This window comes from Bacteroides intestinalis DSM 17393 (genome assembly GCF_000172175.1).
Lineage (GTDB): Bacteria > Bacteroidota > Bacteroidia > Bacteroidales > Bacteroidaceae > Bacteroides > Bacteroides intestinalis.
Genome location: NZ_ABJL02000007.1, coordinates 107,835 through 122,830 on the forward strand (window position 1 = coordinate 107,835; position 14,996 = coordinate 122,830).

Annotated in this window: 10 protein-coding genes; 2 read left to right on the forward strand and 8 right to left on the reverse strand. The window is 44.2% G+C overall.

From position 1 onward, the window contains the following. Nucleotides 1-35: 35 nt before the first annotated feature. The 4 genes from dprA to BACINT_RS04485 form a co-directional block, all read right to left on the reverse strand. The gene (dprA, locus tag BACINT_RS04470) at nucleotides 36-1,154 is read right to left on the reverse strand and encodes a DNA-processing protein DprA (RefSeq protein ID WP_007660919.1); all 1,119 of its coding nucleotides are present in this window, start codon (nucleotides 1,152-1,154) and stop codon (nucleotides 36-38) included. 26 nt (nucleotides 1,155-1,180) lie between these two features. Continuing rightward, nucleotides 1,181-1,594, reverse strand: a complete 414-nt coding sequence (locus BACINT_RS04475; protein WP_007660921.1) for an acyl-CoA thioesterase — start codon at nucleotides 1,592-1,594, stop codon at nucleotides 1,181-1,183. A gap of 165 nt (nucleotides 1,595-1,759) precedes the next feature. Further along, a complete protein-coding gene (locus tag BACINT_RS04480; RefSeq protein WP_007660923.1) occupies nucleotides 1,760-3,043 on the reverse strand; it encodes a peptidase U32 family protein in 1,284 nt (427 codons plus the stop codon). Between the two features lie 103 nt (nucleotides 3,044-3,146). Next, on the reverse strand, nucleotides 3,147-3,611 hold the full coding sequence (locus tag BACINT_RS04485; protein ID WP_007660924.1) for a DUF2059 domain-containing protein: 465 nt from the start codon (nucleotides 3,609-3,611) through the stop codon (nucleotides 3,147-3,149). Between the two features lie 90 nt (nucleotides 3,612-3,701). Between BACINT_RS04485 and dusB the strand changes: the two genes are divergently transcribed. Further along, on the forward strand, nucleotides 3,702-4,691 hold the full coding sequence (gene dusB, locus BACINT_RS04490) for a tRNA dihydrouridine synthase DusB (protein WP_007660925.1): 990 nt from the start codon (nucleotides 3,702-3,704) through the stop codon (nucleotides 4,689-4,691). Between the two features lie 716 nt (nucleotides 4,692-5,407). On the opposite strand, the gene BACINT_RS04500 is transcribed toward dusB, so the two are convergent. The 3 genes from BACINT_RS04500 to BACINT_RS04510 are packed head-to-tail and all read right to left on the reverse strand — an operon-like array spanning nucleotide 5,408 to nucleotide 8,331. Next, complete coding sequence (locus BACINT_RS04500) at nucleotides 5,408-6,373, reverse strand: phosphatase PAP2 family protein (protein WP_007660927.1); 966 nt, start codon at nucleotides 6,371-6,373, stop codon at nucleotides 5,408-5,410. After that, nucleotides 6,364-7,371, reverse strand: coding sequence for an NAD-dependent epimerase/dehydratase family protein (locus tag BACINT_RS04505; RefSeq protein ID WP_007660928.1), 1,008 nt, complete (start codon nucleotides 7,369-7,371; stop codon nucleotides 6,364-6,366). The genes BACINT_RS04500 and BACINT_RS04505 overlap by 10 nt, the downstream gene beginning before the upstream one ends. A 48-nt stretch (nucleotides 7,372-7,419) precedes the next feature. After that, nucleotides 7,420-8,331 (reverse strand): cation diffusion facilitator family transporter, encoded by a 912-nt coding sequence (locus BACINT_RS04510; protein ID WP_007660929.1) that lies wholly within the window; start codon nucleotides 8,329-8,331, stop codon nucleotides 7,420-7,422. Nucleotides 8,332-8,589: 258 nt separating this feature from the next. Here BACINT_RS04510 and rnr point away from each other — a divergent pair, with 258 nt between their 5' ends. After that, nucleotides 8,590-10,734 carry a ribonuclease R gene (gene rnr / locus BACINT_RS04515; protein ID WP_007660935.1) on the forward strand — a complete coding sequence of 715 codons (2,145 nt, stop codon included), beginning with the start codon at nucleotides 8,590-8,592 and terminating at the stop codon, nucleotides 10,732-10,734. Nucleotides 10,735-10,783: 49 nt separating this feature from the next. Here rnr and BACINT_RS04520 read toward each other — a convergent pair whose 3' ends face one another. Then, nucleotides 10,784-14,818: a hybrid sensor histidine kinase/response regulator transcription factor gene (locus BACINT_RS04520; RefSeq protein ID WP_007660937.1), complete on the reverse strand. Its 4,035-nt coding sequence runs from the start codon at nucleotides 14,816-14,818 to the stop codon at nucleotides 10,784-10,786. Nucleotides 14,819-14,996: the final 178 nt, after the last annotated feature.

Below are 14,996 nucleotides of genomic sequence, written 5' to 3' on the forward strand. Positions count from 1 at the left end.
GCAAAGATATGAAAAAATATCGTTCTACAGACGACTCACATTAATAAATGATATACTCCTCCCACCATTGCACGAACCACCCCTTTCATCTCCAACTCGAAAAGCAAACCAGTCATACGGTTCACAGGAATATCCGCTTCTACTACCAGTGCATTGACGTGTAGATCTCCCTGACGGGTAAGAATACCTACAATACATTCCTCGTCTTTACTCAATTCAGGAAAAAGATCACGTTGAATGCCTTCCGGCTTAACGGGTTCTCCGGCAGGATTCCACCCCATAGCTTCTATAAAATCTTCAGCAGACTGAATGAGAGCGGCTTTATTATCACGTATCAGCAGATTGCACCCTCTTGAAGATGCGTCTGAAGTACGTCCCGGAACAGCAAAACAATCACGGTGATAGCCTACGGCAAGGTCCGCTGTAATAAGAGAACCTCCTTTATCGGCTGATTCTACCACAATGGTAGCATCGCTCATACCTGCTACAATACGATTGCGGCTTACAAAATTGTGACGGTCGGGATTGGTTTCGGTAAGGAATTCAGTGAGTAGTCCACCATTTTCTAACATATCAATAGCTGTTTTACGATGGACATAAGGATATATACGGTCCAGCCCATGGGCCAGAACCGCCACTGTGGAAAGATGGTTAGCCAATGCTGCACGATGGGAATGAATATCAATGCCATAAGCCAGGCCACTCACAACCAGGACATCGGGACAGGAAGCAGACAAATCACGAAGAAAGTCTGCACAAAACTGTTTGCCATATTCCGTAGCATTACGGGTGCCTACCATATCAATAACGCGAAGACGGTTGAAATCAGTATTACCCTTGAAGAATAGAACTGCCGGAGCATCTTCACACTCACGCAGGCGTGAAGGATAAGATTCGTCTTTCAATGTAAGACAAATCAGGCGGTTCTTCTCCACAAATTCCATCTCATGTTCGGCACGTAGAAAAGCAGCGGGGTTATCAAGTGCAGCAATCACAGCGGGACTTATACCGGGAAGGAGTTCGGGCAATTCTTTACGCTGACGGAAAACTTCGACAGCACTACCCATACCGTCTATTAAACGCTTTGCCCCGATATGTCCTATACCGGGGCAAAGTGTAAGTGCTATACTGCAAATACGTTCATCGTTGTTCATGGAAATGAGTGATTAGTAGTGAATGCTTAGTGATTAGCAGTAAGATAAGGCTCGAAGATTTTATCAAACAGTTCACTGTCGCTCAAACGTCCGTTCACCACACAGACCGTTTCAACCACCGCTTTAATCGCCACTTTATCGTCACTTTTCCGGAAGATATCCTGATAGAAAACATACTTGATACCTTCCTTTTTCATGTAAAGCTTGGAAATGAACTCATCACCACTCTTTAGTGGAGTTTTAAATGCCATATTGATGCGTGCCACTACCGGGTCTACTCCCTGTTCATGCAACTTGGCAAAACTTACGCCTGTTGACAACAGGAATTCATGGCGTGTATGTTCCAGATAATGCTGGTAATTCGCATTATTCACAATACCTTGCAGGTCACATTCGTAATCCCGCACCTTCATTTCCAACTCATAGATATATTTTTCCATACTATACTCTTTAACCCCAAGATGAGACACATGTGATACACTTACGAGACACTTGCGATACATTTATGAGACACTTGCGATACATTAATGAAACACTTGTGATACACTTATGATACACTTTATCCCTAAAAACGGCATAAACGCTAATAGTGTATCATAAGTGTATCATCCGCGAGTTTTTTCAATGTCCAGTCCTTTGAATTTCTTTAATTCTTCCGTAGAAACCAACTTGTAAAGTTTGTCACTGGGACGTATTTTGTCCGCTTTCATCGAAAAATGCTGTCCTTTCTTCACCGTTTGCACAGGTTTCAGATCAACGCGGGCCTCATCGAGCGTAGTAAATACCGCACCTGTAGTGGGTCCCGTAATCAGTAACTTATCACCTACATTCAACTCCGCAGCTTCTACCAAGAATTCTGCCACACCGATATTAGAGAAATACCTGACGCCCTTGCCTACATATATTTTCCGTTCCGTGGCTGCAGAACCGTAGTTCTTTGTCCATTCACCAAGGCGTTGGCCCAAATAGTAACCATCCCAGAAACCACGGTTGAATACTGTTTTCAGGCATTCATCCCATGCGGCAATCTTTTCATCGGTAAACGTACCGTCCAGATAAGAACGGATAGCCTCTTTATAGCATTCCACTACCGTACGGACATACTCCGGTCCACGGGCACGCCCTTCTATTTTGAATACCCGTACGCCTGCATCCAGCATCTTATTCATAAAATGAATGGTTTTCAGGTCTTTGGGAGACATGATATACTGATTGTCCACTTCCAGTTCCACATCCGTCTCTTTATCACGTACCGTGTAAGAGCGGCGGCACACTTGCATACAGGCACCTCGGTTAGCCGAGTGATTCATCTCGTGAAGTGAAAGATAACATTTTCCGGACACTGCCATGCAAAGCGCACCGTGGCAGAACATCTCGATACGGATAGGTTTCCCGTTGGGGCCGCAGATGTTCTCTTCGCAGATATGACGGTAAATCTCGGCTACCTGCTCCAGATTCAATTCGCGTGCCAACACCACTACATCAGCAAACTGTGCATAAAAGCGCAGTGCTTCCACATTCGAAATATTCAATTGCGTGGAAAGGTGTACTTCCTGACCTATCTGCCGTGCATAACTCATCACAGCCACATCCGCAGCAATCACTGCAGAGATACCGGCAGCTTTTGCGGCATCTACAATAGTGCGCATCAGCGTCAAGTCCTGGTCATAAATAATGGTATTGACGGTGAGATAACTTTTCATTCCGTGCTCATCACACGTCTGCGCTATTTCCTTCAGATCGTCAACGGTGAAAGTATTCGCCGAACGGGCGCGCATATTCAGATTCTCAATGCCGAAATAGATAGAATCAGCACCCGCCTGGATAGCTGCTGCAAGTGATTCGCGCGAGCCGACGGGAGCCATGATTTCAAAATCTTTTAAATCCATAAATCATATATTTATAAGCTACGAGTTACCGGCTACAAGCTACAAGTGGCTGCGCTATGTTCCGAAAGGACTCGTAGCCGGTAGCTCGTAGCTTGTAACTTACTCATTTGTTTCCCTGCGCATCCAGGTCTTTCTGGAGTTCAGTGGCAATCTCCATGCCCAACTGTTGTCCGATCTGCATACCTTCGGTCATCATAGCAGGCGTAGATGCGCCCAACTTCTTTCCGACGGGTGTTTCATAAAAAGCAACGATTTTCTTCAAATCATCCAGTGTGAGATACTTCTGATAAACAGGAGCATAAAGTTCCGCCAGCTTACTTCCGAATTTTGTTTCCCACTTTTTCTGGAAACCATCCCAAAAAGCGGTTGAAGCCGAAGGCGACTGTTGTTTCAACATAGCTATCATCTGCGGTACCATAGCCTTTGCAGATGCCATAGAACCGGATAATTCAAGCATTTTTTCCAATGTAGCCTTGTACTCGTCATTTGGAGCCTGTGCAGAAACAGAAGATGCAGCAGCAAACAGCATGGCTACACACATCACTACTAAAACCAAACCTTTTCTCATAATTCTATATTAGTTAAATAAATGAATGATACAAAGGTAGGCTTTTTTCCGTATTTTTGCAGCGAAATAATCATTTAGTTCAATTCATCCATGAAGATAGGCCACATAGATCTGGGCGAATGCCCCATATTTTTAGCTCCGATGGAGGACGTCACCGACCCCGCATTCCGACTGATGTGCAAGAAGTTTGGCGCCAATATGGTGTACACCGAATTTGTATCGGCAGATGCCCTGATACGTTCCGTCAGCAAAACCGAGCAGAAACTGAATATCAGTGACGAAGAACGCCCTGTAGCCATACAGATATACGGTAAAGACACAGAGACCATGGTAGAGGCCGCACGTATTGTGGAAGAAGCACGACCGGATATTCTTGATATTAACTTTGGCTGTCCCGTAAAGCGTGTAGCAGGCAAGGGTGCAGGTGCAGGTATGTTGCAGAATATTCCCAAGATGCTTGAAATTACCCGTGCCGTAGTGGATGCCGTAAAGATACCCGTCACCGTAAAAACCCGTTTAGGCTGGGATGCCAACAATAAAATCATCGTAGATCTTGCCGAGCAGTTACAGGATTGCGGTATTGCTGCCCTCACCATTCATGGGCGTACCCGTGCACAAATGTATACCGGTGAAGCGGACTGGACACTTATCGGTGAGGTGAAGAAGAACCCGCGGATGCACATTCCCATTATCGGTAACGGAGATGTCACTACCCCTCAAAGGGCAAAAGAATGTTTTGAGCTTTACGGAGTAGACGCAATCATGATAGGTCGTGCCAGCTTCGGCCGTCCATGGATATTCAAGGAAGTAAGGCATTATCTGGAAACAGGAGAGGAATTGCCTCCGCTGAGTGCAGAATGGAAATTAGGTGTATTGCGTCAGGAAGTAATAGACAGCGTCAATCTGTTGGATGAACGAAGAGGGATTCTGCATGTACGCCGCCATCTGGCAGCAAGTCCATTGTTTAAGGGAATACCCAATTTCCGGGATACACGCATCGCCATGCTACGGGCAGAAACGAAAGAAGAGTTGTTTCGTATATTCGACGACATCGAAAGTTCTTTATTCTCTGCATTATAATATTTTTCAAGTACAAGTTATACGGATAAATACACTGGAGCTTCATTATCTTCAGTGAAAATCCGTGTACCCCTATGCCTGTTTCATATTGAGACTAGTATAAAGCGAGCGTATCAATCAGAATCCCTCTTTCATTATCACCCCAATGCAACCATAAAGTCTAAGACAAGCCCGGCTGAAAACTATGCTTTACCTTATTCTTTTTATTCTTTTGCCGATAACAAAACTTTGTCCTCCAATTGCGAACCGGATAGTTTCCAATTGGGGGCTATTCATCCTGCAATTGCGGGCTACACAGCCCCCAACTGAAAAACGAAGTTTTGCTGGTGGCATAACGGCATTTTCCTTAAAGCAAAAGAGAAAAAAGAAAGGGGCAAATGGTGATTAGTAACGAAGAGTTTCCCCTTTATACCCGCATATCATAAACAATATTACGGCTTTTTTGAAAAATAAAGCACTAAATGCCCCAACTTATTGGCAAAAAGAAGCTATTTATTTACAATCGGATAAAGTTTGCGCAAAGCATCCCTAAAGACTGGTAATAAGAAGATTACAAAGCAAAATATGCATTTCAAAGCATACTCCAGGGTGTAGTCAGACACATCTCCTACACCTGCCTGCGCCCTTTTATGTCTACGATACACATCTGATAATCAACAGAAAAGATTCATTGGTGTAGGATGTAGGCAAAATAATATAAAAACAAGGTTTATATATTACTTGAACATTGGCTGTGCGAACCATCTCTTAAACATCCATGTCACCACCACATACAGACCGAAGGCTGAGATGAACCCTACAATCGAGTCGATGAGATAATGTGCCTGGATATACACCGTGGCACAGCAAAGCAGTATATAGAATGGGAACAGACATGCAAACAGCCGGCGACTGCCACGCCATGCCATAATCATCAAGAGCGTGGAGATACCCACATGTGAACTGGGAAAAGCCGCCGTAGGACGCTCACCAATTTGCTGTGACCCCTCTACCAAATTGTAGAAGAACCCATGATCGTATCCCGGTCCGGGCAGCAACTCCTGATTATGGTTGAAGTAATCTCCAATGGAAGGGAACACCCCTTGCGCCACATTATCATCTCCGATAGCCGGAAAATAGAATTGCGGGCCTGCCACCGGAACAAAGATATAAATCAGATAATAGATAAAGAACGAAGTGACCAGCACGAATGATAACTTTTCGAAATACTGAAAACGGTAGATAAAGTACCAAAGCACCACAATCAGAATCATCGGATAGTAGAAGAAATACCCCATATTAAACGGCTCACTCACCCACATCTGCGGAAAACGAAGACAGAACCATACTGCCGGTTGTCCGTTGAACAGCCACTGTTCGGCCGAAGCAAAAACATGGTCGAGGTTCGGGAATATCCGGTTAAACTCAAATGTATCGGGGTACCAATATGAAAGCAGAGACATCTGGATGGCAATACGCACAAAAGCAGAGAACTTACAGGGTGCCAGCCGGTAAAGATACATCAACAGGAATGTCATGCCGGCAATCATAGCACGATCAATCAACATCTGTACAGGATGATCCATTTCCTGGAAAAGAAACAAGATCAAAATAGAAGTCAACAGATTATATATAAGTGTTATCTTCTCGACTGCAAACAACCCTTTCCGGGTTTCTACCTTTTTAAATAAATCTAAAGCCATCCCTCGTTCTTATACCAGGCAACGGTCTCCTTTACGCCTTGTTCCAGATTATACTGGGGCGCAAAACCCAACTCTTTTACAGCCGGGGTAATGTCACATTGCCAATTGCGTTGTTTCATTATGTTATACTTATCAGAATTGAGCGTACTTGGTATCTTGTTCCACTTTGCCCAGGATTCAGCGAGCAAAGATACAACTTTCAACACAATTAACGGACATATCACCCGAATTACAAACGGATTACCCAATTCTTTCCGGATCAAGTCAGAAAAAGCACGGCTACGATACACCTGACCGTCTGCCAGGAAATAGGCACGGCGACATGCCCGCTTCTCGATACCAAGGAACACAGCCTGCACAATATCTTTCACATAAATAAATGTCAGATCCTGACGGCGGAAACCGACCGCAAAATCCGTATGTTGCTTGATAGACTTAGCCATCAGGTAATAATCTTTTTCACGCGGGCCATATACTCCTGTGGGGCGATAAATAACATAGGGGAATCCGGGAATACTTTGTAAATAAAGCTCGGCTTTGAGTTTGCTCAATCCGTAAGCGGTGTTGGGCAGGGGCGAATCTTCCTCTGTAATCGGTTGGTAAGTTTTCTCATGAACAGGACCGAACACACTCAGCGTACTGATATAAATAAACTGTTTCGGTATCATGTTCAGCTCGCGAAGAGTATCAACGAAATATTTCGTCTGCAAATAATTCACCCGGTCGAATTCCCGTTTATCGGTGCACTTGGTTACCCCGGCACAATGGATGATATAATCAAACTTATTATACGTTCCTTTGTGTCCGGAAAGTTGGGCACGCAGTTCATTGGGATGTGCAAAGTCCAGTTCAAGGATATGTATTTTGCGGTTTCGCAAATACTTCCGGCTACTGCTTGAACGGATTCCCGCCCACACACCAAACTTCCGCTTCAACGCTTCTTCCACGATGAAACTTCCGATAAATCCGCTGGCTCCTGTAATTAATATACTTTCCACCTGTCACTCTTTACGTTAAACAAATGTATTTAGTGCGATTAGGAATCACTATTTCAACGGTTCGACATGAATACCCACATGTGTACCCCTACCGAACATCTCTTTTAGCTTGTTCTCTATTTCCGTCGCTGTCCGGTGTGCCTCTTCCAAAGGAATCTTGCCATCCATACGCACATGTACTTCAATGGCACAATAACTCCCAATACGACGTGTACGCAAATGATGCGGTGAACTGACACCGGGAAATGACAGAATGGTCTCCTGTATCTGATTTTCCACCTCGACAGGCAACGATTTCTCCAGTAGTTCATCTACACAAGGTATGAGCAACCGGATAGAGACTTTCATAATAAAGAAGCTTACTATCACTGCCGCTATCGGATCGAGTACCCGCCAATGGGGACCCAACAAAATTGCGCCACCAATACCGATAGCTGTGCCAATGGAAGAAAGTGCATCACTCCGGTGATGCCACGCATTGGCAATCACTGCCTGTGAGTTCAATTTCTTTCCCTTAAATACTGTATAGCGATAAATAACTTCCTTTGAAACAATGGATATCAACGCTGCTGCCAGTGCCAGAATACCCGGTTCCTGCAAAGAACCTCCCTGCAAGAAACGATAAATGGACGATACACCGCTCCAAAGAATACCAAATCCCACAAACAGCAACAGAATACCGATAATAGCCGTAGCCAATGTCTCGTACTTTCCGTGCCCGTAATCGTGGCTTTCATCCTCGGGCTTGGCAGATATACGCACAAACAGAATCACTATAATATCAGTGACAAAGTCCGACAATGAATGAACCGCATCTGCCAGCATAGCAGCACTATGACCGAAGAAAGCGGCAAAGAATTTGAATACAAGCAAGAGGAAATTTACAATACTACCCATCACAGTCACCCGGTAAATTCCTTTTTCCCGTTCAGTGTTTTGCTTGTCCAACGCTTGTTCCATTATCCAGCCGTTTTTTTATAAATCGTTGCAAATATAGTACATAAATCCGTTTGTTTCTGCAATTTACCGGTTATTTTCTACCAACAAAGAATATTTTGGGGATAGATTGAACGAGTGATAACAATTATTTGTTTACTTTGTAGGCGTGAGTTAGCTACAAGTTACAAGCTACGGGCTACAATTGCCATGCGGCTCGATGCTTATGTAGCAGTTTTTATACTTGTAACCTGTAGCTCGTAACTAAAAACTTTTAAATATATGGCTAAGAACAAAGAAAAGAAAGCCGGCAAACGGATGAAGAAAAAAGAACTCATCGCCGCGCTAATGGATTTTTTCCATTCAAAACCCGACGAAGTACTGTCTCTGAAATACATATTTGAACAACTTCATCTCACCACGCATCCCCTGAAGATGTTATGCAGGGATATCCTGAGTGACCTGTTGTTGGACGACTATATCACTGAAGTGGACAAAAGCAAGTATAAGCTGAACAACCACGGCGTAGAAATGGTGGGTACTTTCCAACGTAAAAGCAACGGAAAGAACTCTTTCATTCCTGAAGGTGGCGGCGATCCGATATTCGTTGCCGAACGTAACTCGGCACACGCTATGAACAATGACAAAGTACGCATCTCCTTCTATGCCAAACGTCGTGGACGTGAAGCCGAAGGGGAAGTTATCGAAATACTGGAACGTGCCAACGATACCTTTGTCGGTACATTGGAAGTAGGCAGTTCATACGCTTTCCTCGTAACGGAAAACCGTACACTTGCCAACGATATCTTTATCCCGAAAGAGAAGCTGAAAGGCGGGAAAACAGGTGATAAGGCCATCGTGAAAGTGGTGGAATGGCCTGACAAAGCCAAAAACCCCATCGGGCAAGTCATCGACATCCTGGGTAAAGCAGGTGACAATACCACGGAGATGCACGCTATCCTCGCCGAGTTTGGTTTACCTTACGTTTACCCTTCTTCCGTAGAAAAAGCTGCAGACAGAATCCCAGCCGAGATTTCCGCCGAAGAGATTGCCAAGCGCGAGGACTTCCGGAATGTGACTACTTTCACCATCGACCCGAAAGATGCCAAGGACTTCGACGATGCTCTCTCTATCCGTAAAATAAAGGATGGCTTGTGGGAAGTAGGTGTGCACATTGCTGATGTCACCCACTACGTCACCGAGGGCAGCATCATCGATAAGGAAGCTGAAAAGCGTGCCACATCTGTTTATCTGGTAGACCGTACCATTCCGATGCTTCCCGAACGCCTCTGTAACTTCATCTGTTCCCTGCGTCCCGATGAAGAGAAACTGGCATACTCGGTCATCTTTGAGATCAATGAAAAAGGAGATGTGAAGGATTCACGCGTGGTACATACGGTAATCAAGTCCGACCGCCGCTTCACTTACGAGGAAGCACAACAGGTGATTGAGACTAAAGAAGGTGACTTCAAGGAAGAAATCCTGATGCTGGATACCATTGCCAAGGCATTACGTCAAAAACGTTTCGTCTCCGGAGCCATCAACTTCGACCGCTACGAAGTGAAATTCGAGATAGATGCAAAAGGCAAACCCATCAGCGTTTACTTCAAAGTGTCCCAAGATGCCAATAAGCTGGTAGAAGAGTTCATGCTGCTTGCCAACCGTACCGTAGCCGAGAAGATCGGTCGCGTACCGAAAAACAAGAAAGCAAAGGTATTCCCTTATCGTATCCACGATCTTCCGGACCCGGAAAAGCTAGATAACCTGGCGCAATTCATTGCCCGATTCGGTTACAAGCTACGTACCAGCGGTACGAAGACGGATGTATCCAAGTCCATCAACCACTTACTGGATGATATTCAAGGGAAGAAAGAAGAGAACCTTATCGAAACCGTATCCATCCGTGCCATGCAGAAAGCGCGTTATTCCACGCATAACATCGGGCACTACGGATTGGCATTCGATTACTATACGCATTTCACCTCCCCCATCCGCCGGTTCCCGGATATGATGGTACACCGCCTGCTCACCAAATACCTAGCTGGCGGACGCAGTGTTTCCGAAACTAAGTACGAAGATCTCTGCGACCATTCCAGCAACATGGAGCAAATTGCAGCCAATGCCGAACGTGCTTCTGTGAAGTACAAACAGGTAGAGTTTATGACGGAACGTCTGGGACAGATATTCGACGGTGTAATCTCCGGTGTAACGGAGTGGGGGCTGTACGTAGAGTTGAACGAAAACAAATGTGAAGGTATGATACCTATCCGTGACCTCGATGATGATTACTATGAGTTCGACGAAAAGAACTACTGTCTGCGTGGACGCCGCAAGCACCGCACGTATAGTCTGGGTGATGCAATTACGATTAAAGTGGCACGCGCCAACCTGGAGAAGAAGCAACTGGACTTTGCTTTGGTAGACTAAATAATCTAAATAATGTATGAAGGTGCGGAATCCGTGCCTTCATACATTATTATTGTTTCTGCTTTACATATCCGGAAGGTGAAACCCCATACTCATTCTTGAAACATTGCCGGAAATAAGCCACGCTACTAAATCCCGTCATATAGGAAATCTCTGAAATTGTATATTCACCAGATATCAACATCTCCACACTTTTACGCATCTTTACCTTACGAATAAACTCATTGGCCGACATATCTGCCAAACCTTTAATCTTCCGATATAGGGTAGAATGACTCATACACATCTTATCTGCAATGAAAGCCACATCCATCTTCTCCATCTCTATGTTCTCCTCGATGATCTGCGTAATTTTCTGCATAAACTCATTATCCAGCCTGTTCAGTGAACTTACAGCTTGTTCCTGAGCAGGCTTTACATCGGCCAGTAATAATTGCGAAGCAATCTTCTTGCGTGTTTCCAGCAAGTTATTGATACAGCTATGCAGCAGTTTTGCACTGAATGGTTTCGTCAGATAAGCATCCGCACCCGAGGCATAGCCTTCCTCCTTGTCATGCAAAGAATCCTTGGCCGTCAGCAGGATAACCGGAATATGACTGGTACGCATATCCTCTTTTACTTTCTTACAAAGTTCCACTCCATCCATAATCGGCATCATGATGTCCGATACTATAACATTCGGAATCCGCGCTTGTGTCAATTCCCAACCTTCTTGTCCGTCTTTGGCAGTAATCACTTCATAAATATCAGCAAACGAACTTTTTATATACTCACGAATATCAGAGTTATCCTCCACCACGAGCACAATGGGACATCCGTCCAAAGCAGGATCCATTCCGCCCATATCCTCCGTTGGAATGGGCAGTTTTTTCACCTTGCTCTCCACATGAATTGCATTAGGATAAGTATTCTCCGTCAACAAACGCAAGATAAATGTGGTTCCCACTTCTGGTGTACTTTCCACCTTCAGCATACCTTCGTGCAAATCGGTAAGTCCTTTCACCAGTGCCAGACCAATACCTGAACCTGATGCCTGAAACTTACTTTTAGCCTGATAATAACGGTCGAAGATATGCGGTAATGCTTCCGGCTCGATACCATGCCCGGTATCTTTCACACTGATTTCCGTATATTTTATCTGCATTTCCTCTACCGAACGCAAGGTCAGTGTTATCTCTCCTTCCGAAGTATATTTGACGGCATTACTCAATAGATTATCCAATATGATAGTGACCATATCCGCATCATAGAACAGCTCGGCATCTTCGGTTTCAATATGAATATGGTAAGCCACCTTATTGTTGGGATTCAGCTCTTTATAACGCAGCCCGATTTCCTGTACCAGTTGTGCCAGATTTCCCCTTGCCACTGCCAGTTTCCGGTTTTGAGTCTCTGTTTTACGGAACTCCAGAATACGATTGATTAGATTCAGCAGGCGGGTAGCACTATCGTGGATGATACTGATCTTATTGGCATGCTTGGGAGATAGGGTACCATCACTCAACAGATCTTCCAATGGTCCCAGAATCAGCGTTAGCGGTGTACGCAACTCGTGCGTAATATTAGTATAGAAACGCAGCCTTTCATTGTTCAGTTCCAAGTCATTCTGACTTTTTCTGCGTTCCAGATCCAATGAACTTTCCAAGTCTATCTTATGCTTATAGAAATGAAGTAATCCATAGAGAGCCAGGACAAAGAGCAATACATAAACCAGTTTGGCATACCATGTGAGCCAAAACGGTGGCTGTATATGAATCACCAGCGAAGCCTCTTTCTCATCCCATTCCTGGTTGCGAATACGTGTCTTTACTTTAAAGACATACGTACCGGGAGAAATATTACGAAAAGTTACCTGATTCTCTCCTTGCGTGTTATACCAGGCTTTTTCTAACCCCTCCAGCATATAAGTAAATTCTACTTGCGGGCTTTGGGTATAGTCCAGCACATTGAAAGATATCTTGAATGTATTCTGATTATACGGTAAATTTATCTCCCCATCAGCAATAGGCATCGGCAATTCCTCGTCATGACTCTCTTTCATACGGTGATACGTACAAAAACGGGTAATGACAATAGAAGATACCTCACGGTTAGTAGGAATATCCTTGGGATTAAAATAACACGCACCATTCTGTGAACCAAAATACATGGTGCCATCAGAAGTCATGCAGGTAGATCCATTCATAAAATCACCCATAGGTACTCCGTCGTGATGGCTATAATTATAAAACACCTTCTTCGCCTCATCCAGCCGGGAGACTCCACCATTCGTACTGATCCATATTTGATGAAGCTTATCCTCAGTAATAGCACGCACCTGACTGTTTTCCAAGCCATTCCGTTCTTTAAAGACTTCGTACTTCTCCGGATTGGCCGTATCATGGAAAAGTGCCACTCCCTCACGCGTAGCAACTAATATCCTTTGTCGGGAATCCTGCATCATATGGTTGACGGCATTCGAACAGAAACCATTTTCAACTACGAAATTATATATAAGCTTATTGTTCAGATCGAATACCGAAACACCTTTGCCGAATGTTCCTATCCACAGTTTATCTTCTTTATCCCTCAAGATACCATGTATCTTTGTATCCGGCAGCTGACTTTGAATGAAACCTGCCACTTCCAGCTTTCCGTTTTCATAGATATAAAGTCCGCTCTCCGTCCCAACCCAGATACTCCCGTTTTTATCTTCATAGAAACAATGAACATTCAGGGTTTCCTCGTGAGACGTTTTACCGATACGGGTCATTTTCTTGTTTTGCAGATCATACAGAAGAATACCGTTCAGATAAGTCCCCATCCACAACCGGTCCTGAGAATCTTTATACACAACATTAATATGAGTATTGGATTGAGTCTGATAAGAACGCAATAAGAAAGTATCTATCAGCTTATTCTTCTGAAAAACAGCAAACTCACCTTCGCCCCCAACCAACACTTTATCATCTTTTGCAAATAATCCCCAAACTTGTTTACTACTCTGTTTACCGTCTCTTTCCACTGTGTAGGGCAACATATTAAAAATGGGCTGTGCATAACTTATAAAATCGACTCCTCCCCGGTAATTCCCCAGCCAGATATTCCCGAAGCTATCTTGAAAAGCACATCTGGCATTAGGTCCCGACAGGCCGTGCACATCATTGGTAGCAGGTATATTCTGAAAATGTATATGGGTTGGTGAAGTAAATGCATTCTGTTGCATATCGAGTATACTGACACCACCCATATTGGTGCAGATCCACAACCGTCCATCCCTCATCTGTTTTATATCCAGCACCTGATTGGAAAGCAACGAGTTCTCATCGCCCGGAATATGCCTGAAAGTGGTGAACTTTTCGGTTGCAGGATTAAAGATGGAGAGTCCTTTATTCGTACCTACCCATATATTTCTTTGTTCATCTACACACAAGGCAACGACAAGTCCTCCCGGAAGGCTATCCGGATCATTGGAAACGTGCTGATACCTTTTTATTGTATGATCCTTTAATGAAATGACACTCATCCCCTTGCCATCATGCCCGACATACAGATTTCCCCGACCATCATCACAGGCTATATAGTTTTTCAATCCACCCAGTCCTTTCACATTGTGTTCATAGTAATGAGTGAATTTCCCGGTTTCGATATCATAATAATGGATACCTACATGATAGGTGGTAATCCACAACCCTTTTTTGTCGAAGGAAGGGATGATATTGGTAATATCATTGGTTGCAATAGTGCCATCTCCCGCCCTGTATACAGTGAACGTATCCGCATCACAATCGAACACACACAGGCCTTCACGTTGGGTACCTATCCACACTTTATTGTCGCGCGGATCGGCACACACACAGTTCAGTTCATTGGCACTCAGCTTCGAGGTATATTTTTTATAAACCGTAAACTGCCTGCCATCGAATTTATTCAGCCCGCCCTCGGTGGCAAACCACATGCATCCTTGTTTATCCTGGGTAATCCCCACCACGTAATTACTGGACAGCCCGTCTTCTACCCCCAGTCTTTTAATCGTATAGGGTTGTGCTCCCGATTTTGCAACCAAAAGAATAATCAGTCCCAGAAATAGCAGAGTGTTCTTCATTTGAATCTGTTTTATTTTAAAAGTAATAGCCTGGAACCTGTATATAGTTCCTTACGAAGTAGTCCCAAAGATGCACTAAAAATTCAACATAAACCAACCAATAATTCGTCTTGAACGATTTTTGTATTCTACTTGCCTATTTTTCTATCTATGGCTTTCCATTTAGCATCTAATTTTG